Source organism: Viridibacillus sp. d25.2, assembly GCF_055456015.2.
This window is the reverse complement of the sequence record NZ_CM196652.1, coordinates 2,065,745-2,087,166: the sequence shown is the minus strand read 5'-3', so window position 1 is coordinate 2,087,166 and position 21,422 is coordinate 2,065,745. Positions and strand designations below refer to the sequence as shown.

Annotated in this window: 20 protein-coding genes and 1 other annotated feature; of the genes, 2 read left to right on the top strand and 18 right to left on the bottom strand. The window is 34.1% G+C overall.

The genetic code is table 11. From position 1 onward, the window contains the following. Nucleotides 1-17: 17 nt before the first annotated feature. The 12 genes from ACZLO7_RS10635 to ACZLO7_RS10580 are packed head-to-tail and all read right to left on the bottom strand — an operon-like array spanning nucleotide 18 to nucleotide 11,472. The gene (locus ACZLO7_RS10635) at nucleotides 18-824 is read right to left on the bottom strand and encodes an ABC transporter permease (RefSeq protein ID WP_464941239.1); all 807 of its coding nucleotides are present in this window, start codon (nucleotides 822-824) and stop codon (nucleotides 18-20) included. Continuing rightward, complete coding sequence (locus tag ACZLO7_RS10630; RefSeq protein WP_464941247.1) at nucleotides 821-1,738, bottom strand: ABC transporter ATP-binding protein; 918 nt, start codon at nucleotides 1,736-1,738, stop codon at nucleotides 821-823. Before ACZLO7_RS10630 ends, ACZLO7_RS10635 begins: the two co-directional genes overlap by 4 nt. A gap of 30 nt (nucleotides 1,739-1,768) precedes the next feature. Beyond that, nucleotides 1,769-2,749, bottom strand: coding sequence for a 3-oxoacyl-ACP synthase III family protein (locus ACZLO7_RS10625; RefSeq protein WP_464941238.1), 981 nt, complete (start codon nucleotides 2,747-2,749; stop codon nucleotides 1,769-1,771). Between the two features lie 20 nt (nucleotides 2,750-2,769). Then, the gene (locus ACZLO7_RS10620; protein WP_464941237.1) at nucleotides 2,770-3,765 is read right to left on the bottom strand and encodes a 3-oxoacyl-ACP synthase III family protein; all 996 of its coding nucleotides are present in this window, start codon (nucleotides 3,763-3,765) and stop codon (nucleotides 2,770-2,772) included. 36 nt (nucleotides 3,766-3,801) lie between these two features. After that, a complete protein-coding gene (locus ACZLO7_RS10615; protein ID WP_464941236.1) occupies nucleotides 3,802-4,785 on the bottom strand; it encodes a 3-oxoacyl-[acyl-carrier-protein] synthase III C-terminal domain-containing protein in 984 nt (327 codons plus the stop codon). A 20-nt stretch (nucleotides 4,786-4,805) separates the two neighbouring features. Beyond that, nucleotides 4,806-5,774 (bottom strand): 3-oxoacyl-[acyl-carrier-protein] synthase III C-terminal domain-containing protein, encoded by a 969-nt coding sequence (locus tag ACZLO7_RS10610; RefSeq protein ID WP_464941235.1) that lies wholly within the window; start codon nucleotides 5,772-5,774, stop codon nucleotides 4,806-4,808. 18 nt (nucleotides 5,775-5,792) lie between these two features. Next, nucleotides 5,793-6,767: a 3-oxoacyl-[acyl-carrier-protein] synthase III C-terminal domain-containing protein gene (locus ACZLO7_RS10605; protein ID WP_464941234.1), complete on the bottom strand. Its 975-nt coding sequence runs from the start codon at nucleotides 6,765-6,767 to the stop codon at nucleotides 5,793-5,795. A gap of 24 nt (nucleotides 6,768-6,791) precedes the next feature. Next, nucleotides 6,792-7,757, bottom strand: a complete 966-nt coding sequence (locus ACZLO7_RS10600) for a 3-oxoacyl-[acyl-carrier-protein] synthase III C-terminal domain-containing protein (RefSeq protein WP_464941233.1) — start codon at nucleotides 7,755-7,757, stop codon at nucleotides 6,792-6,794. Continuing rightward, nucleotides 7,747-8,580, bottom strand: a complete 834-nt coding sequence (locus ACZLO7_RS10595) for a 3-hydroxyacyl-CoA dehydrogenase family protein (protein ID WP_464941232.1) — start codon at nucleotides 8,578-8,580, stop codon at nucleotides 7,747-7,749. The genes ACZLO7_RS10600 and ACZLO7_RS10595 overlap by 11 nt, the downstream gene beginning before the upstream one ends. A 33-nt stretch (nucleotides 8,581-8,613) precedes the next feature. Continuing rightward, complete coding sequence (locus ACZLO7_RS10590) at nucleotides 8,614-9,636, bottom strand: 3-oxoacyl-ACP synthase III family protein (protein ID WP_464941231.1); 1,023 nt, start codon at nucleotides 9,634-9,636, stop codon at nucleotides 8,614-8,616. A 13-nt stretch (nucleotides 9,637-9,649) separates the two neighbouring features. Further along, nucleotides 9,650-10,708, bottom strand: a complete 1,059-nt coding sequence (locus ACZLO7_RS10585; protein WP_427751876.1) for a 3-oxoacyl-ACP synthase III family protein — start codon at nucleotides 10,706-10,708, stop codon at nucleotides 9,650-9,652. A 23-nt stretch (nucleotides 10,709-10,731) separates the two neighbouring features. After that, nucleotides 10,732-11,472 carry an SDR family NAD(P)-dependent oxidoreductase gene (locus ACZLO7_RS10580; RefSeq protein ID WP_427751878.1) on the bottom strand — a complete coding sequence of 247 codons (741 nt, stop codon included), beginning with the start codon at nucleotides 11,470-11,472 and terminating at the stop codon, nucleotides 10,732-10,734. Nucleotides 11,473-12,139: 667 nt separating this feature from the next. On the opposite strand from ACZLO7_RS10580, the gene ACZLO7_RS10575 reads away from it, so the two are divergent. Further along, nucleotides 12,140-12,373: a hypothetical protein gene (locus tag ACZLO7_RS10575; protein ID WP_464941465.1), complete on the top strand. Its 234-nt coding sequence runs from the start codon at nucleotides 12,140-12,142 to the stop codon at nucleotides 12,371-12,373. A 34-nt stretch (nucleotides 12,374-12,407) separates the two neighbouring features. Here the strand turns inward: ACZLO7_RS10575 and ACZLO7_RS10570 are convergent, their stop codons facing one another. The 6 genes from ACZLO7_RS10570 to ACZLO7_RS10545 all read right to left on the bottom strand — a co-directional run bounded on the left by ACZLO7_RS10570 (nucleotide 12,408) and on the right by ACZLO7_RS10545 (nucleotide 20,730). Next, nucleotides 12,408-14,177, bottom strand: coding sequence for an IS1182 family transposase (locus tag ACZLO7_RS10570; protein ID WP_511261332.1), 1,770 nt, complete (start codon nucleotides 14,175-14,177; stop codon nucleotides 12,408-12,410). Nucleotides 14,178-14,330: 153 nt separating this feature from the next. After that, a complete protein-coding gene (locus ACZLO7_RS10565; RefSeq protein ID WP_464940722.1) occupies nucleotides 14,331-15,638 on the bottom strand; it encodes a sensor histidine kinase in 1,308 nt (435 codons plus the stop codon). A 461-nt stretch (nucleotides 15,639-16,099) separates the two neighbouring features. Further along, nucleotides 16,100-17,782 (bottom strand): arginine--tRNA ligase, encoded by a 1,683-nt coding sequence (gene argS, locus ACZLO7_RS10560; RefSeq protein WP_464940721.1) that lies wholly within the window; start codon nucleotides 17,780-17,782, stop codon nucleotides 16,100-16,102. 42 nt (nucleotides 17,783-17,824) lie between these two features. Further along, nucleotides 17,825-18,040 (bottom strand) — a binding site (T-box leader). A gap of 218 nt (nucleotides 18,041-18,258) precedes the next feature. Beyond that, nucleotides 18,259-18,777, bottom strand: a complete 519-nt coding sequence (locus tag ACZLO7_RS10555; RefSeq protein WP_464940720.1) for a GrpB family protein — start codon at nucleotides 18,775-18,777, stop codon at nucleotides 18,259-18,261. 10 nt (nucleotides 18,778-18,787) lie between these two features. Then, the gene (locus tag ACZLO7_RS10550; RefSeq protein WP_464940719.1) at nucleotides 18,788-20,053 is read right to left on the bottom strand and encodes an MFS transporter; all 1,266 of its coding nucleotides are present in this window, start codon (nucleotides 20,051-20,053) and stop codon (nucleotides 18,788-18,790) included. 83 nt (nucleotides 20,054-20,136) lie between these two features. Further along, complete coding sequence (locus ACZLO7_RS10545) at nucleotides 20,137-20,730, bottom strand: TetR/AcrR family transcriptional regulator (RefSeq protein WP_464940718.1); 594 nt, start codon at nucleotides 20,728-20,730, stop codon at nucleotides 20,137-20,139. Between the two features lie 345 nt (nucleotides 20,731-21,075). Between ACZLO7_RS10545 and ACZLO7_RS10540 the strand changes: the two genes are divergently transcribed. Further along, nucleotides 21,076-21,327, top strand: a complete 252-nt coding sequence (locus ACZLO7_RS10540; protein ID WP_464940717.1) for a hypothetical protein — start codon at nucleotides 21,076-21,078, stop codon at nucleotides 21,325-21,327. The last annotated feature ends 95 nt before the right edge of the window (nucleotides 21,328-21,422 follow it).

The window sequence follows — 21,422 nt, the reverse complement described above, 5'->3', positions numbered from 1 at the left end:
CCTTCTGTTAAATTATTTTATAATGGTAGATCACGTTTTTTAAACACAATAATCGATATTGCAAATATTAAAACAGCTACTGAGAACAATATTATAGAAACTATTCCCACCTCATAATTTCCAGAAACTATCTCTTGTGGTCTGAATAAATTAAATACAGAAAAATTTCTTAATACTTCAAAATCATCACTTAACTTCCCAACCATATCCAATCCATAAAAGAAAATTGTCAAACCTGCTGACGCTCCTAATGATTGTTTTTCATCATTGAATAAACAAGAAAAGAAAAATGTGTAAGAACAAACGACTAAAAATAATAGTCCTCCTACTAAATTCATTTTAAGAAATAACCCATGATTTATTTCATAATCATCTAACAACCAATATACTCCAACTAATCCACCTACATAAGTAACTAAGATTACTATAAACAGACCCAACACAAGAGTAATAGCTTGAGTTAAAGCTATTTTAGTACGAGATACTGGTGTCGTGAGTAAATAGGCCATCGATCCTTTATCAACATGATGAGCTACCAGCTGGGTAGAGACCACTACGCTAAAAATCATTAATAAAAGTAAGAAGACTAAACCGTAATATTCTCCTGCTAAATAACTATTGAGTTCTTGGATACCACCGCTCAATCCAGTTGCCTTTAAAAGACTTTCTGGCATTGACTTAATTAGTTTGTTCACGCCTTCTGTTGATACAATACTAGGAAAAACCCAAATTAAAATCCATAGATAAAATAAAGAACCCACTGCATAACTGAAGAAATTCTTAGATTGTGATCTTAAATTCGCTTTAAAGAGAAACATATTCATTGAGTGAACACCTCTTTATCTTTTTTGTCGGCTATGACCTCGTTACGATCATAGTAATGCATAAATATATCCTCTAAATCCATCGTTCTAATTTGAATATTAGTAATATTAAAAGGTACCAATGCTTTTACAAAATCATTATAATCCCCTTGAACAACAATAAATGCTGTATTATCTTTGGATCCCTCAATATTTAAGCCTGACTGCTCTAGCCTATGGAGCTGTTCTCTTGACTCAACGGTCACCTCAATAATTTTGCGCTGTCTAGCTCTTAAATCATGTACATTTTCTACAGTTAGTAGCTTTCCATCCTTTATTATGGCCACTCTGTCACATGTTCTCTCAACTTCCTGAAACATATGGGAAGACATTAAGATAGTAGTGCCTCTTTGTTTTTCTTCTAAAATAAGTTCTATGAAGAGCTGTTGCATCAATGGATCTAAACCTGAAGTGGGCTCATCTAATATTAAAACCTGAGGCTGATGCATAAAGGCAGCTACTATACCTACTTTTTGTTTCATTCCTTTGGACATTTTTCGAATGGGAGTCTTAACATCAAATTGTAAACGATTAATAAGTTCATCTCTTCTATTTGTATCCTTTAATCCCTGCATTCCACCAATTAGATTAAGGAATTGTACGCCGTTCATTTCGTCTATGAAAGATATTTCGCCAGGTAAATAACCTACATTTTTTTGAATTTCAGGAGATTGAACCCAACAATCAAGACCTGCAATTAAAGATTTGCCAGATGTAGGTTTAGTAAAACCCATTAAATTTCGAATTGTGGTGGACTTCCCAGCACCATTCGGTCCTAAGTAACCAAATACTTCGCCTTTTGCAACTTCAAATGAAAGATCATAAATACCTTTTCCATTTTTAAAAACTTTTGAAAGTCCATTTACTTTTATAATGATAATCACCTTTTCTTATAAATTTTAACATCAATAGTTCAATACCATTGATCCCCATGCCAACCCTGCACCGTAAGAACATATTGCTAATTTGTCTCCTCTTTTTATTTTCCCTAAATGAATGGCTTCATCTAGTGCAATTAGAGAGGAAGCACCACCAGTATTACCGTATTTGTAGTTATTCATATACGTACGTTCTCTAGGTAATCCAATCCTATCCATAACATTGTTTATGATGTTTACATTGGCTTGATGGAAAATAACGAAATCTATTTCTTTCATCTCTAAACCAGCATCAGATACTGTTTCAATTATGACATTTGGTGTAGCTGTGTTTCCAAACTCCCATACGTCTTTTCCTTCTATGTGTGGAGTTTTTTGATTAGGGAGAACATCTACAGTTCCTCCTCCAGGCCACCATGCCTTGTTATATTTTGTACCATCTGTATATAGGTTATAAGCAAGTACCCCTTCTTCTTTTGGACAAGATTCCAAAATTACCGCTCCAGAACCGTCTCCAAGGAAGCAAGCTGTATTTCGATAAGACCAATCTATAAATCTAGAATAAATTTCTGTGCATACCACAAGAGCTCTCTTAAAACGAACTCCATCTAAAAATTTCAGTGCGGTAGTCATAGCAAAGACAGCATTTGGACAACCTCCGATATTCATATCAAATGCCACAGCATTTTTAGCACCCAGTTTCCCCTGTAATATACACGCTGTTGCAGGGCTTCTAATATCAGAGTATATAGAAGCAATTATGATTAAATCTAATTCCTCAGCATGTATTTTTGCTGACTCTAACGCTTTTATTGCCGAATTGTATGAAAGGTCTGAGATATTTTGTTCTTGGTCTTCTGATACTATACGGCGTTCTTTTATACCGTACTTCTCTTGTATCCATTCATCACTAGTATCCATAAGCTTTTCTAAGTCACGATTTGTTAATACTTTACTAGGTACATAAGCACCCGTTCCAATAATCCTTGCAGAATTTTGTTTTGTCATACAACACTTCATTTCCTCTCTTAATGTTTAATAATTGATGCCACCCATGATATTCCTAGCCCCGCTCCTATACACAATGTGAATTCCCCAGCTTTTGGTTGATAATGCTCTAATATATTTTGAATATCTATAACAAACCCAGATGCCGCACAATCTCCTATATCGGCAAGAAAAGGTATATTAGTTTTTTCAATCGGAATCCCTAATTCTTTCACTATTTTTTCCATAAGGTCTAATCTTCCAGAAGGAACTATTACATAAGAAATGTCACTTAATGCAAGACCTTGTTCATCAAGAACGTTTTTGGCTATATTGAGATAATTTGAGATATTCTCTTTCATCAAATCTTGTAATTTTTCACCACGCGCGAATGTCCAAAGATTTTCTTTGACATTACTGTTACTGTCTACAAACTTCTTAGCAGCGGGGGTAAAGCCAGTATAAAATGTTAAGTCATGATAATAACCTTTAGTTATTGCGTCGTAACCGAAAAACATATTACGTTCATGTCCTTTTTGTAAAAGCATCGCTGCTCCAGCATCGCCCAGTATGACTTCGTTCGTTTCCCTATTGGTTGTTAGGTGACCAAAATTATCACCGGATACTAATAACGCTGTTTTCCATTTCCCACTATTCTTAAGGGTTTCGGCAACAAACTTTATAGCGGTTTGATAACTTCCACATCCCATATTTAAATCGAATGCGAATGCATTTTTCAAATTCAGCTCATCACAAACCCTAGCAGAAGGTAACCAGACTTGATAATCATTCATAGCGCTGCCCACATATATTAGAATATCAATATCTAACGAATCAACTTTAGTTTTATTTAGCAAATCTCTGGACGCGTTAATAGCTAAATCACTACCAATTTCAGTCTCTGCTACTGGAACCGACTGAACACCAATTTTATTAAACTTTTTTAATGTTAATTGACCTATTTCCACTAAATCACTTACACTTTTTCTAGGAGGTAAATACACTGAAACTCCTAAAACACCTACAGGCACATTCATTATTTCCCATCCTTTCTCTAATAAGCTATTGTAAAATTAGTAACGTATTAGAAAAGCATGCCATTCTCCCAAACCCATTACCATCATTCCCAAAAGATCCCCTTTTTTCACTAATTTATCTTGCATAGCCCACTTAAGAGATATAAAAACGTCAAAACCACTAATATGACCAAGATTCTCGATATAATGAATAGGAATTTTAGTAGCTGGTAAACCAAGCAAATTAGCAATTGAGAGATGGTAGTGGGCTTGCTGATGAACAACAAATAACATATCTAATTGATTGACATTAATATTCGCCTTCTTGCACAATTCTAAAATTGGTCTAGTAGAAATTTGAGAGAAAATTGGTTTTAATTCAGTTTTATATTTTTCAATATTAAAGTCTACTTGTTCCTCCCATCCTCCATCGAAAGATGTTTTTTCAGAGAATGGCATAATGACCCCACCTTCTCTCATCACTCCCAAACTTGGCATTGTTTCATTTAAATTAATATATTCGAGTGAAATTAAATCTGGCGAATTTCGTTTAATGACTAGTGAACATGCACCATCTCCTATAAATTGGGGGAAAGTTCCACCACCTAAATGTTCTGTTAGAGCAATTAAGACAGTATTAATCTCATCGTCTGCCTTGATCATATCTATTGCCATATGATAAGCAGCACCAGTTGTATTACAACCACCATAAACATCAATTGTACTAGCATTGATACACCCAAGTTGATCAGCAATGAAAGCAGAGCTTTGCCATTTTTCATAATCACTAGAGAGGCTGTTCGCAATTATAAAATCAATTTCTTCAGGAATGATTGAAGCCTCATTTATAGCTTCTTTTGCAGCTCTAAGAGAAAATAACATAGGATTCTCATTCTCTGTAGCCAGAGGTACAAAATTACATCCAAGTCTTTCCTTTAATGTTTCTCTAATTTTAGCGGCAGGTGCTAATACATCCCAAGTACTTACTAAATTTTCTGGTAATGAAACACCAATTCCAGCAATTCCAATTTCCTCTTCCATGATTTCTACTCCTTCCTATCCTAGATCTCTATAACAGCCGCAGCCCAGTTTCCATCAACCCCAAATGATGGAACAAGAACTTTAGTACCTTGCTTTAAATTTTCTTCGTTTAACAGCATATCGATTGAAAGTAAAATACCTGCCGAACACATGAAACCATACTCTTTTGCACTGTCAATAATTTGTTCTTCTTTTAAATTGAAATGTTTTCTAAATCGATTATGGTGTGATCGGGTTGGACTATGAATGACGACTCTTTCTATTTCTTTCCAAGATATTTTTGCTTTATTTAATGCCTGTTCTATTACGGTTTCGAGTATTTGAAAAACTTGGGTTTCAATTTCTTTATAATGCGAAATATTTTGAACCTTATAGACAAATTTCCCCTCTTTACAAGGTTTATCAGCAATAGGGAGTTTCCAACCTCCCACTTCGTTATAAATAACATCATGGTATTTGCTAATAGTCTTAGTGACGATAGAAAGAATTCGATTTTTCTGATAACCTTTCTCTAACAAGAGACTTGCTGCTCCATCACCTAAAACTGCATCACCCAATAATCTATCTTGACTATGAAATCCCCAAGATTGAGGAGAACCTATAACTCCAAAACGAGAATCATCATTTGCTCTCAGGTGATTCATTAGCAGCCTCATTAACATCAAGGAAGAGTTTCCTCCTTGTATTAAATTAAACGAAATTATGCGATTAACCCCTACTTTATCCATAATTTGTCTACCGTGCATTTGAAAAAGATAATCCCCATAAGATTCTTCGTTAAAGAAAAAATATTGGTCTTCCAAAGACTGGAATGAAATTTTCGCTTTTTCTACCATATTCCGAATAGACTTGGCCCCTATTTCGTATGGAGTCTCATCTGATTCTGCAATTCTGATTGACACCACATCTCCATGAGGAGATATAATTGATCGTACTTCTTGAGGTAAGAAGATCCCTACAGATTTTATACCAATAGTTTCCTTTTCCATAATTATTCCCTCACTTCTTTAATAACGGATAACCCAACCATGGAAATCCATTAAACCCATCACCGCAAAAGAAAGAAGATTGCCTTTTTTAACCCGCCCTTCTTTCATGGCTCTCTTTAAACAAATAAATACATCACATCCAGATACATGTCCTATGTCGTCAATATAATCAACTGGAGAAAGATTTGACGGTAAATTAAACATTTCCAACATACTCTGATTTACATATTTTTGTTGATGTACGAAAAATACTTGACTTAAATCAGATGTACTGTATCCTGCTTTTGCTAGCGATTTTTCTATCGTTTTTTTACAAGATGGAAATATTAGTGGTTTAATCTCCTGCCGAAATTGCAATGCACTAAATTCAAAATTACTATATACGTTCCCATCAAATGTCATATCCTTTGAAAATGGCGTTACAGTTCCTCCAACAGGTAACCTTTGCATAGTCGGGAAAATATCACTTACTTGACTATGGGCTAAGATTTCTAGTTCTTCACAATTACGTTTCAACACTAAAACGCAAGCTCCATCAGAGATAAATTGAGGCCATGTTTCTCCACTTATTGCTTCTGATAATACAATTAAACATGTATTAATTGAATCATCTTGTTCAAATAAGTCGTAAGCAGATCTTACAGCTGATCCTACTGCGTTACATCCACCAAAGATATCAAATGTAAAGGCATTGTCACAGCCTAACAAACACTGAACTTTCGCACTAGTCTGCCAATACAAATATTCAGAATTATAATTGTTGCAAATGATTACATCCACATCTTCTGCTACAATTTCTGCTTCTAACATTGCTTGTTTGGCTGCTTGAACAGCCAAGTCTGTGGGTGTTAATGGTTGTTCTAAGACATATGTAGAACGGCAACCCATTCTTTCCCAAACATCCCGTCTTAATCCATTAGGTTTTGCATAAGTCTCCCACGTATCAACAACTTTTTCAGGAAAAGCTACACCAATTCCAGCTATACCAACCATACTATCCACCTCTTTAATATTTTATTAGACAGTCATAATAGCTGCACACCAGTTCCCATCTATCCCTATAGAAGTTACTAACACTTTGCTGTTTTTCGGCAATTCACGAGAGTATACTGCTTCATGCAATGAAAGTAGCAATCCTGCTGAACACATATAACCATAGCAATTTACTGTTTCAACTACAGAATCTTTGCTTATTTTTAGGGATTCAATTAACTCCTTTGAAATTTGAGGAGTTTGGCTATGTAAAACTAATAAATCAATTTCATTACGTGAGATACCAGCTTTTTTCAGAGTGTCTTCAACTACTTCAATGCCTATTTCCACACTTCTTTTTTTCAATTCGTAATAGTGTTTCTTATTAATTAAGCTATATTTAAAACGGCCTTCTTGTATAGATTTTTGGTTTATTTCTTCTAAGTAGCCGCCCACTTTAAATGCAGCAATGTCATGATATTTCCCCATTGTCTTAAATGTAAATGCGTCAAAACAATATCGGTTACTTCCTTTTTCCAACAATAGTACTGCAGCTCCATCACCTAGTACTGCATCGCCTATCTTCCTATTATCAGTATGGTTTTCCCAATTATTACTAGATGATACACCACCGATATAACCTTCTGGATCATTACGCAAATGATCTATTAAAAGCTTAATAGCAAGCAATGAACAATTTGAAGATTGGTACAAATTATAGGTATAACAAGAACCTATTTGAATTTCGTCCAATATCTTCCTACCTACCAGTTGAAATAGAAAATCTCCCGGAGCGTCATTGCAATGTAACCAGTGTCCTAAATCTTCTTTATTTATTTCTGCAATGGTAATTGCATTTTCCAATGCAATTGCTCCCATTCGATAGGTAGTATCATTTTTAGCCGCCTTGTGAATGATAATCTTTTCACCATCACCAGTGACTGTATTCATTTGTTTTTTCGGCAAATATCTACCAATCGATTTAATACCTACAGGAATTTTAGTTTTCATATGAAAAAAATCCTTGTCCGACTTTACGGCCAACGTGTCCATCATATACTTTTTGTCTAAATATTGGACATGGTGCATAACGTCGGTCACCTAGTAATCTTTCCATAGATTCCATCCCTCGAAGTGCAACATCAATTCCCGTTTGATCAACTAATTTTAATGGACCAATAGGTACATTTAAACCAAGTTTGGCTATGGTATCAATAGCTTCTTCATCTGCTATACCTTGCATCAGTATATAGGCTGCTTCATTAATCATCGCTTGTGCTAACCTAGAAATTACAAAACCAGGAAAATCTTTAACGATTGCTCCAGTTTTATTGATATCTTTACAATATTCCAAGGACTTTTTCAACGTTTCATCGCTCGTAAATACAGAACGAATCACTTCAACCAGCTCCATTTTTGGAACTGGAGTTGCAAAATGCATGCCTACAATTCTATCTTTGTTAATAGCAAGTGATGATATTTCACTAATAGGAAGCGTTGAAGTAGATGATGCTAAAATTGTACTTGAAGGTTGGATTTCATCTAATTTTTTAAAAAGTTCTTTTTTCTCATCAATATTTTCAATAATTGCTTCCACTACTAGATCGACTTCTGGTAATTCTTCTAACTTACAATTCGAGATATTAGAAAGAAGAATTTCCTTTTCAATATTAGTTAGCCTACCTTTATTAACCTCATTTTCAACATAAGACGACATCTTATCATCTCCATGTCGAGTAACTGTCCATACTTCGTAATCAGCCAAAGCAAAGCACTGTACAACACCTCTACCAATAGCCCCAATACCTATAACTGCAACCTTTTTTTTCCTCATAAAATCCCTCTCAATTCTTAAAAAATATATATACTAAACTAATAAGAAATCTTCTTTTGCACACCAACGGATCGCGGATGCACCAAAAGACAACCCTGCTCCAAAAGCAAATGTAAATAATATGTCACCTGGTTTAATTCTATTTTCATTAAAGGCCTCTGATATAGCTAGTAGAATAGATGCACTGGATGTATTACCATATTTTTCAATATTAATGAAAGATCTTTCTAGAGGAATATTAATCTTATTCATAATTTCTTTAATAATGTTCAAGTTAGCTTGATGTGATATGAATAAATTAACATCCTTTAGAGAAATACCACTTTCTTCAGATAAACGTTTGATTAATTTTGGAATTTCCCCCGTCGCGAAATCCCAAATCGCACCACCATCCATATGAAAATATCCAAGTTTTTTTTCAAGTGTATCTTCAGTAGTTGGTATTGCTGTTCCTCCTGAAGGAACGTATGCAATAAAATATCCTGAAGGGTCATTACATAAAACCGTGTGAAGAATCCCGGTTCCTGGTTTACAAGCTCTCAGTAGTAAACAACCTGCTCCATCACCCATGATCACACATGTAGAACGATCTTCCCAATTGAGAACTGCTGAGTTTAATTCAGAGTTAACAACAGCAACGGTACTGTATCGACCAGTAGCTACATATTGTGCAGCAACGTCTACCGTAAAAACTCCTCCAGGACATCCACCAGCTCGAGCATCAATGGTAACAACATTGCTCAGCCCTGCCTTTTTTGCAATAAGAGCCGCCATTTGTGGACTATTGTAATCAGGCGTGTTTGATCCACAAACAATTAAGTCTACTTCTTCCAGAGATATTCCAGCATTTTCACATGCGTTTATTAATGCACTTACACCCATATCTGATGCTAGTTCACCAGTTTTAGCTACCCTTCTTTCCTTAATACCTATTCTTTTTGTAATCCATTCGTCTGTAGTATCAACTATTTTTTCTAAATCTGAATTGTATAAAACTTTTTCTGGTACGTATGATCCAGCTCCAAAAATCCCAACAGATCTAACTGGTTGGTTCATATAAATCGCCTCCTCATTCAAAATCTTCTGAATTCGATGAGTACTTCATTACTAATGACCCCCAATTAAATCCAGCTCCTATTCCCGCAAAAGCTATTATATCCCCATCTTTAATTTCCCCTTTAATTATCGCTTCGTGTAACACCGTAGGCATAGTACCGGCCCCAGTATTACCATGTTTAGAAACGTTAAATAAAGCTTTTCGCTCATCAATATTGAGCGTTTTTAGTACTTCTTTAATTAAAATGGCATTTGCCTGATGCAAAATAAAAAAGTCAACTTCTTCTATTTTTAATTCAGCATTTTTAATTGAACTTTGAAGAGTAGAAGGTAGTACGGTAGTAGCTTCTTTCCAAACTTCTTGTCCATTCATGTATAAATAATGCTGACCTCTATCTAACGATTCATGAGTTAAAGTATTTGAAGCTCCACCATGTGATATTCCCGCTCCTCTAAAGTTCAACTTTGAATTAATATCCCATGCTAAGATTCCCATAGAAGGATCTTTAGTTCTTTGCAAGATCATTGCTCCACAAGCGTCTCCAAAAAAAACGCATGATCCCCGCTCATTTGGATTATAGATTCTTGAAAGAGCATCAGAACCGATCACAAGAACATGTGTCATTTTTTTATTCTGCAAAAAGTGTGCACCAACATGCATACCATATACTAATCCAGAACATGCTACCTGAGTTAGATCTAATGTAATTGCTCTAGATGCACCTAGAGCCTCTTTAACAATTAAAGCTGTAGAAGGTAATGGATAGTCAGGTGTTATTGTAGCAATAATAATAGCATCCAATTCATGAGCCTTCACGTTTGCTCTGCTCAAAGCTTGTACAGAAGCAGCTATGCACATATCAGAAGTTGTCTCTATATCACTTAAGTGACGTCGCTCAATAATACCTGTTTTCTTCTCAATCCATTCACTAGTAGTTTCAAGACGCTCTTCCCAAAATTGATTGGTTATCACTTTATCAGGAACATACATTCCGGTCCCTTTTATTCCTACTCCGTAGGTTAGTCCTGTCTTATTTACTATTTGAGGCAATTCTTTTATTAAAACACTCAACTTAGTTCCTCTTTTCTATCAATTTAAGCCCACAAAAGACCACCATTTACTTCTAAAATATGACCATTAACATATGAACTCGATTCTGTTGCTAAGAAAAGAGCTGCTTTTGCAATTTCTTCACCAGTACCAGAGCGTCGCAACGACATGCGTTTTTTATATTTCTCCCATATAAGTTCCTTTTGACTTAATGATTCACCCATTCCTTCCTCAATAATACCTGGAGAAATACAATTCACCATAATACCTTTAGAACCAAGCTCTATAGCTGCTACTTTAGTAAACATCTCTACACCTGCTTTAGATGCACAATAATTAGCCTGCCCTATATTTACTCTTGAGGCAGCAGCAGAAGAAATATTAATAATGTGACCACTTCCTTTTTCTAACATATGAGGAATCACCGAATGAGTACAATTAAATACCCCAGTCAAATTAGTATCAATTGATTCAAACCACTGATCATAGGTCATTTTTATAAGAGTTGAATCTCTTAACACCCCTGCATTGGCGACCATAATATCAATCTTTTCAAACTTATCTATTATTACTTTAATCATATTTTTTACCGATTCAGGTTTTCTTACATCTACCTCGCAATACATAGCGCGCTCATTAAAAGGAGCAGTAAATTCTTCAAAATCATATGGTTGTCTACCAGCACAGATTACGATTGCACCCTCTCTTAAAAACCCTAAAGCAATAGCTTTACCTAATCCTTTGGTACCGCCAGTAATGATGACTACTTTATTTTCCAATTTCATTCTTCATCTCTCCAAGTTAATATAGTGGTTACAATAGAATAATATAGCTTACCCAAGCAAAGCTTCACTTTGACTTTGAAAACTACATTAGCAAAACAAACTACTAGACTTATTAATAAAAAGATACCATTGCCTTAATTTCTTTAACTTTTGCATCACACCCCATAACTAAAAAGAAATTTCTTCCCCAATAGGTAATTTAATAGTTTTCTGGATAGAGCAATGCGTGCCCTAAATAACCAAACAGCGATACAATATTGATGCCTACTACAATCCACATAAGAAGACCTCCTTAATTATCTACTTGCTTATAACACCAAACCGTTAGCCAATAGAGACTAGCAAAACTTATGATCAATGCCATCACCATGTATATATCCATCAAGTCCATCACCCCTTCTATTGATTTCATGCATAATCATAATGCAGTTAAAATTAATGTAGTGTTAGAAAATAAGTAATTTGTATTAAAATGGTATTAAGGTTTAAAACTTAATACTGTCTTAATGCTAGTTGAGGATATAATAAGGAGGAGGTGAAGATTGATGGAATACATGCGCCCTCCCGATGCAGTTTTAGCTAAGATAAAAAAACAGGAATCAAAAGAAGCATTAGGGAATCTGAAGATATTTTTGGTTATGCCGCTGGTGTAGGTAAAACGTATTCAATGCCCGACACAGCCCATCAAACGAAAAAGCTAGGTTTGGATGTAGTTGTTCAAACTAAGCACAATTTATCGTGGGTAATATTGCCATGTCAATTTATTTTTTGTAATTTTTGTAAAATTTATTATTATGATAAATTCACTTTTCCATCAACTAGAATTAAGTGTAAAATACTTAATGATTACTTAAAAATATGCATAAAAAACCCTAAGAAGTTAGGAGTTTTTTCAAATTAATCTATATGACCGAAATATATAAAAAAGGGGCTGTCTAATAAGTCCCTAAAATAAAAGTTCCAAAGAAAAACGTACTGTTTTTCTTTGGAACTTTTTTCGTTTTTCTCTGTTTTGGTGAAAATAGCTGGAGGATTCCAGCTATTTTCAGTAAATTGTGGGCCATTGCCACAATGCCGTACTCCGTTCTCACTTTTTCTAAACCTCGAAGTGAGAATCGACGAAACGACCGATTGCCCTTGATATGACCAAATACACTCTCTACCTCGATTTTCCGTCGAGCGTAAATTTGTGCGTTTGGTTCTGACCAAAGGCTAGTTTGTGCTTTTGCTTTGAGTTCTTCATAAACGGTATTGTAGTGAATCTGTCGATTCCCTTTAGATTTTGAACATTGTGCTTTCAATGGGCAATCTGTACAATCTTCACATTCATATATTTTGAAGTCTCGTGAAAAACCATATTTATCTGTACGTGTAGAATAACGTTTAAAAAGTACTTTTCGATTGTTAGGGCATATGTATGTATCATCTTGTTCGTTGTAAACCCAGTTACTTGCATGACGAATGTCTTTTTTATAACTTCGTTTTTGTTCACTTAAAAATGTGCCATAAGGAATCAATGCCTGAAATTCTTGGTCCATTGAATAGAGATAATTGCTTTCACTTCCATAACCGGCATCTGCTATGACGTTTTTTGGGAACGGAACGGATGATTTTTTCAATTCTTCCAAATGTGGAATAAAGCATCGTGTATCAGTTGGACGTTGATGCAGAGTATAAAAAAGAATGAATTGATTTTCTGTTGCCATTTGTATATTGTAACCCGGTTTTAATTGTCCATTTTGCATGTGATCTTCTTTCATCCGCATGAATGTGGCGTCGGTATCCGTTTTAGAATAGCTATTGCGCTCACCGAATAACTGTTGTTGGTATTCATACTTTTCAAGGCGTGGACGAAAATCTTCACGAATTTGCTTTTTGAGTTTCTTGGATTCGCTTAACTTTCTACGTTTTTCCTTTCGGGCTTCTGGTTCTGTTTCATCTTGGAATTCTTTGGTTTGCTTGCTGATTTGGCGTGTAAGAATCTCTTCTGCTTGTTCTAGCTTCTCTTTTGGCGTAATAGAGGACTGGTTGTCCTCACTCACGATAGAGCATTCATCCCCTTTTACGACAGATTGAATAAATTGATAAGTCTCATCAATTTTCTCTTTCAGTTTTTCTTCAAAACGAGTTGTTGCTTTTTTCCATACAAAAGAATACTTATTAGCGTTAGCTTCAATCTTTGTGCCATCTAAAAAGTAGTTTTCCATTGTTATATACTTTTGTTCGATAAGTTGATGAATCATTTTTTCAAATAATAGTTGAATTCGTTCAACCATAAACGATGTTCTGAAACGGTTAATTGTACGATAATCTGGTTTTTGCATCGCAGCTAGCCACATTGCTGGGAGATTTTCATTCAGTAATTTGGCGATTTCTCGGCAAGAATATACTTTTTGCGAATACGCATAGAGAAGGACTTTTACCATCATTTTAGGATGATATGCACTGCGACCACCACCTTTGTATGGTTCGAAGAAGTATTCATCGTCTATTCCTTCGATCATTTCATCCACTACTCGCGCAATATGATTAATTGGAATAAGGTCTTGAAGATCGAAGAGGCATATACTTTGTTGGTTATTATATGGAATGAATGTAGGGTTTTCATTTTGATTTCTAGAAACGAGAGTTTCTTCTCCAATTTCTAGTGGAAGCGTTGTTTGAGTCATGTTATAATTTTCGTTAGTAGTCTTTGGATTGCTCATAAAAAATCGCCCTTTCCGTAATTGTTTGTTTTGTCACTTACATTTTACAAGAAAAGGCGATTTTTTTGTATTTAAATTTAAAGAAATAGGGCTGCACTCAAAAGTCGGTTTTCACCGACTTTTGGGACAGCCCCCTTACATTTAACTTCAAATTTACTTTAGAGGGATTTCCACAGTGGCTGTAGTCTCAAATTGATTTGATGAATCAATTGAGATTTTCCCATTGTATTTATTTACTACTTCTTTCACAATAAATAAACCTTGTCCTCTTATTTTTCCTTGTTCTGCTTTTTTTGTTGAATATCCTTGTTTATAAATGTGGTCATTATCGATAATCTTAGGTCCTGTATTTGTAATCTTAAATACATACTGAGTATCATCTACCTTACAGTCAATCGTTAGTTTACGTTTACCTTCGGGTAATTCTATTGCTGCATCAATGGCATTATCAATTAAATTCGATAAAATTTTAATTAAATCTGATGTTTTTATTTTATCAAATGAATCCTGAGCAATCGTAAAATTCATATCAATATTATAATTTTGTGCAGCTAGTTTCTTTGTTTGCAATAATATTGAAAGACCAGGATGATCTATATTTAATTTTAGAGATTCAATTGCATGAACTTCTTTAGACAGTGATGATAAGTATTTCTGTGCCTGATCAGATTCCCCTAATTGTAAAAGTCCATGTAACACTTGAATATGATTCGTGAAATCATGTCTTAAAGAGGATACAGAAGTGATTAAAGTTTTAATTTCTGCTTGGTATGTATCTTCTGTATATCCTACTTCCTTTGTCACTTCTTTTTGATACCATCTTTGCAATAATAGAAAGGAGCCAATTACGACGAATATAAATATACCATTATAGAAAAAGAGGAGGATATTATTTTTCAGCACTTTCCCTTTGATATCATTCAATGTATTGGCACTAATATCGATACCTAGATATCCGAGCACCTTACCTGATTCATCCATTATAGGTGCTCCAACAGAAACATAGAAACCTAAATCGGGATCCTCAATTACACCTGTTACATATGTATCTCCTTCATAGGCTCTTTTAACTTGTGCTTTAGGTACTGTACAAAAAGTTCCTATATCATAGTTATCTTCTAATGCATTGGGAAGTCCGCTTATCATCACTTTTGATACTTCAGGATTATCAACTTTCAATGTATACACATATAATGCGCCCAACTTTTCTCTTGCATCAACTAAGTAGTCTGTTAATTCCCAGTAATATTCATTCTTTACGGGATTATTCAAAAATTTCTTATATGTATCTTTATCTATCTTTGACGCAATGGATTTTGCAGCTCCAAGACTTTGGTTTGCGATTGATTCTTCAACCGTGTTTTTCATCTTTATATAAGAAGTAAATACATTTAAACTTGTAAACAATAATAATAAGGCAGTTGATAACACAAAAATGAGTTTTATTTTACGATTTTTCATACACACTGGTACTTCCTCTTCTTTTTTAATTGAAAGAAAAATAATCATATAAATTATCCGTATTTCAATTAAACTATTCAATTACATATGAAACACAATATCTTTATACTATAGTAAATTAATTAAATTACTCATTTGCTATATCATACTTTCTTAAAGACATTGCTTGTATATCCTACTTTAATAACATCACAAAATCAATTTTTTATAATATAGAATAAAATTTTTTATAAAAATCATTCAAAAGTTCGTCATTATTCTGTATGATTTTTGCAATTCGTAGGGCAACAATGATAGATGCTATATATAAATGGTACTATGAAAAATAAACCCTAAATCAGAGACATAGCCTCTCTAATTTAGGGTTTTTAAAATCCTTTTATTTAATCATCAAAAATGAAATCTCTTTTGGAGCTCTGCTTTAAATCCTATATGAAAAAGTAAGCATTCTTTTATATTCGCTACATTTCTTCCGGTGCTTGAATGCCTAATAAACTCAAGCCTTCTTTAAGTACGATAGCGACACTAGCGCATAATGTTAGCTTAGCTTGCTGAGTATTATTGTCCTCTAGTATTCTGGTGTGTGCATAATACTTATTAAACGCTCTTGAAAGTTCAATTAAATACTTGGCGATTTGCGAAGGGTCCGCTAGTTCAAACGCTTTAACTATTACATTTTGAAACTCTTTTAATGTCATGACAATTGGCCAAGCTTCAGCAGTTAACTCTTCATATATACTATCTTTCGTACTATATTGACCTTTTCGAAGTAGTGAACATATCCGTGCATACGAATATTGGATATATGGTCCTGTCTCCCCTTCAAAATTCAACATTTCTTCAAGTGAAAATTCTATGTCATTCATACGATGATTTTTTAAATCGTGGAAGATAACAGCTCCTGTTCCAACTGCCTTGGCTACTTCTTCTTTTTGTTTCAGGTTTGGATTTTTTTCTTCTACATTATTCTTAGCTAATTGGATAGCCTCAGTTAATACTTCATCTAGCAGTACTACTTTTCCTTTACGAGTAGACATTTTCTTACCGTCTTTTAACATCATGCCAAAGGGAATATGCTGTAATTCTTGTGCCCACTCAAACCCCATTTTATCTAATACTCTGAATAACTGTTTAAAATGTAGTGATTGTTCATTCCCCACAACATAAAATGATTTTTTCGATTTATATGTTTCTTGTCTATAAAGAGCTGCTGCTAAATCTCGAGTCGCATAAAGTGTTGTACCATCTGATTTCTTTATCAAACAAGGTGGCATGTTTTCTAAATTAACGACCATTGCACCGTCGGATTCTTTAAGAAGCTCTTTGTTAGTTAACAAGTCTACTATACGATCCATTTTGTCATTATAAAAGGCTTCACCAGTATATGAATCAAATCGTATGCCAAGCAGTGCATATACCTGTTCAAATTCTTTCAACGATGCTTCTCTAAACCATTGCCATAATTGTAGTGCTTCTACATCACCTTGCTCTAACTTTTTAAAAGCTGCACGTGCTTGATCATTTAATGAGTCATCATATTCTGCCTCATCATGAAATTTCACATAAATCTTTAATAATTCACGTACTGGTGATTGCTCAATCAACTCCTTTTCACCCCATAAATGGTAAGCTACAATGAGCTTTCCAAATTGTGTGCCCCAATCTCCTAAGTGATTAATACGTACTACTTCATAGCCATTTTTCTCAGCAATATTAGCTAATGCATTACCAATAACCGTCGACCGTAAATGCCCCATTGAAAATGGTTTTGCGATATTAGGTGATGAGAAATCAATCGTAATCGTTTCACCATTTCCATATTCCCGCTGTCCGTAAGTTGATTGACTATCCACAATACTCGATAAAACCATTTTAGAGATTTCCGATTGCTTGAGGAATATATTCACATACCCACCAACAGCTTCAACCTTTTCTATGATATCATTTTTAATTTTCTCACTTAATTCTTTTGCTATATTATTCGGTGATTGACGGAAAATTTTTGCTAATGCAAAGCAAGGAAAAGCATAATCACCTAGATGTGCATATTTTGGTGTTTCAATTGTTCGTTCAATATCACACTTTGCTAATTGACCTTCTACTGCTTCAAATAATGAATTGATTATTAATTTCTTGTCTTCCATCCTATTTTCCTCCTCCAATAAAAAAAGCCCCCGTCTCTAAATGTAAGAGACGAGAGCATAGTTCCCGTGGTACCACTCTAGTTGCCACAATATGTGACCACTTTCCATTGTTAACGAGGTGACTCCCCGATCTTTTCTACTGCTATTTCAAAAAGCTTCTCCAAAGTGCGTTTCATTTATGTTCCATGTATTAGGCTCACACCACCCCTAACTCGCTTGACATTCCCCATAAACTACTCTCTTTTTCACAGAATTCTTTTATTAAATTGTAATCATATTATATTTAATTTGAAAATAAGTCAATGTTTGAGAAAAATTATTTTCACATTAATTTAATGAATTCCTGTCAAATCATAATTTTTATTAAGTAATTCAACCTTTCACAAACATCCCTTTTCGTATTCCCCCTCATAAGACATGCTTATCTTCTCCATTACTCGAGCTGACCCTATATTTCAAGATATTGTGCTTGGACCTCATTTCAAATTTTCATACCACCGTATTGCCTTTTGTTCAATTTCACTAGCAAAAGTTGATTTCCCTTTTATATAAGCATCTATATTAAATGGATGAAGCAATGCATTTTGTTGCTTTAACTGTCCATATTTTGAAGCTTCCACAGGATGACTTCTTAAATAATCTCGGAAGGCAAGATGTCTCGTAATGTTCGCATTACCTATTTCATAAAAATGGACATGGTGTGTGCGATTGTCGCCACCTTTTGCAAAATACCTTCGTCCAGGTAGACCATTCTCCCCTTTAGCTATATAGCCGATTTTCTCCAACTTCTCATTAAATTGATCTACATCTTCAATGTGATAAACTACTGGCATTATATCGATGACAGGCTTCGCTAGAAGGTTCTCAACTGAAGTACTACCAATGTGAAAGATATCATGAATCTTGTGACGGAAAATATCCCTTATCATCTTTTGCTCATTGTCGAATAGAGCGACCCATTCTTGCTGGTATTCTACTACTTCTACCTTTCTCATTTTTTCACCTCTACTTTAACAATCTTTTAAATTTCAATATATTCAGTTTATTATAATTGTAGCATAATTTTATTTGTGTTAACTTATAAATACTTGAATAAATGATTAAAATCAAAATACCCAACCCAATAAAAATAAGTGTAATCCCATTCTCAGGAATAAACTGCATTCCCCATATAAATAAACTCGCAATCATACCTCCAATTACACTCATTAAACCTAAAATAGATAAATGCGTCCCCCTTGCCCCCTTTGGAATTGACTTAGCCACTATGGATTGAAGTGTAGGCATATACAATAACTCTCCTAGTGCGACAAATAACATACCGATTATTAGCAAAAGTGGATGAATTACATAGCTCATATAGATATAACCTATACCTAACATGAATAGACCCATTAATAATGACTGTCTCTCGGTAACTCTACGCATTATCTTCATCATCACAACTACGCCAAATGCAACAATAACTGTATTTTCAAGATTTAAATAACCTATCACTTCATAACCTGTGACATTAAACTGGCCTTTTTCATATCGTGAGACTAGTCGAATGCTCAAATAATTAGGGAATTGCTCTACTAATGTACTTATTAACAATGATCCAAAACACAAAAGTAAAAATAAACGAGAAGAAAACCATTTTGAAAATTTAATTGGATTAATATCCGCAACTTTATTTTCCTGTTCTGTAATCGATGCGAAGAAATTATCAACTATAAAGAGATATGTACAACTAGCTGATATTAGCGCCGCAATACCAACTACTAAAAATAAAATAGTAGCATGTAGTTCAAAGTAAAAAGCACCAACAAGACTTCCTACTGCAAATGCTACATATGAAATCCACATGAAGAATGTATATATCAATTTTCGATTATCCTCGGTACTAGCGTCAATTATTAGAGCACCATATGCGGGATTGGCTGCGCTTTCGCAAAAATAAATCAAAGCGAATGAAATAAAAATAGGTACAACTTGAAATTGCTCCAAACTATTAAAATAACTAATGTTCATAAAGCCAATAGCTGTTGTAACTTCACTTATTATTATTACCTTTCTCCTACCGATTCGATCTGTTGCTCTGCCGCCAATCACATAGCCTAGCATACTAATAATCGCTATGATTATTATCAACGTGGTTGTTAATGAAAGACCAACTTTCCCCGAAAAATAAATAACTGTATAAGGTAACACCATTGTATGAGCGAAAACTGATAAAAACTTCAAAAACATTCTTACTTTAATTGTCTGATTGAACTTCAAAAAAACCATCTTATCTCCCCTTTTAAATTATTTAATGATTGATTGATTGATTAATCAATCATTAATTATCTTAGAATAAAGACCGAATATAACTACTTCGGTCCAAATAAACGAATTGCTATTTGTGTATATGTATTTATTAAGTCTTCTCCTAATTCATCTATATATGACAACTCCAATCCAAATAACAGGCTAATATAAGCAGTTGCAATAAATTCAGAATTACCTTCAACGAATTTCCCTCTTTGTTGACCATTTTCAATCAATTGACTAATTTTTCTAATCAATTCTTGTGTTCGCTCATAGACCAACTGAAATACTTCTGGGAATTGTTCGTGAGTACCATTCACTTTAACAATCAGCTGTAAGTATTTTTTTTGTTGTGAGAACAGTATTAAATGAGATTTAATCATTCGAGAAATTTCATTTAACACGTCGTCTGTCTTCGTATCAAATTGTAAAAACTTCTCCGCTAGTTGCTCCATTGGCTCCTTTACTGATTGAAAATAAAGCTCTTCTTTGTTCTCAAAATAAGTAAAGACTGTACCGAAACTAACCCCTGCACTCTTTGCAACTTGTGCTACAGTCGTTTGTTCATAACTATTTTCTGCAAATAATTGTATTGATGCTTGTAATATCCTATTTCGCTTCTCTTCCATTGCTTTCACTCTTTTATCAGAAGTCATAATTATTATTCTCCTAACTTATAATTTGATTGATTAATCAATCATATATAAAATAGAATAATATGTAAATACCCATTCGGCTTTCAATAGAAAAAAATTTTAAATTCAAAATAAATCATTAAGAATCAATTAAATGCATAATTATGGATATTATTGAAGTTTTAGTCTCACTAAATAACAGAAAATTCTTAATATAGAGAGATTTTTACGCAAAAATTGACCACCAGAACAGTTATACTATTCTGACATTTAAGCAAATCACTATTCCATCTTACACTTTTTTGTATATAATGGAGAGACACCCACTTTTAGGTGTAAATAATATGATAAAGGAAGTGAAGGTTTATGATTACTTTACGCATTCACAAGGAAAATTCAGACTATGTGGTGAAACGTGTCAGCAACCAAAATGCCGATCAATATTCTGTGCACACCGCTGAATCGCTCTATGAAAGTTTGTTCCATTTAGGTCGTAAAATGCATATTAGTAACATCCATTTCAACATTCCACATGATTTAAAATCTAAATTAATATCTTTTTTATCCGTTGAATTTCCTGCCGAACTTTACGATTATCATATTAAGATTATTGACTAAACCTATACCTCTTTGATTATATCCTCATGAAGTGACAGTCAGTAACCATCTAGGTGCGATTTTAAATCGTTCCTGATGGTTCTATCATACATATT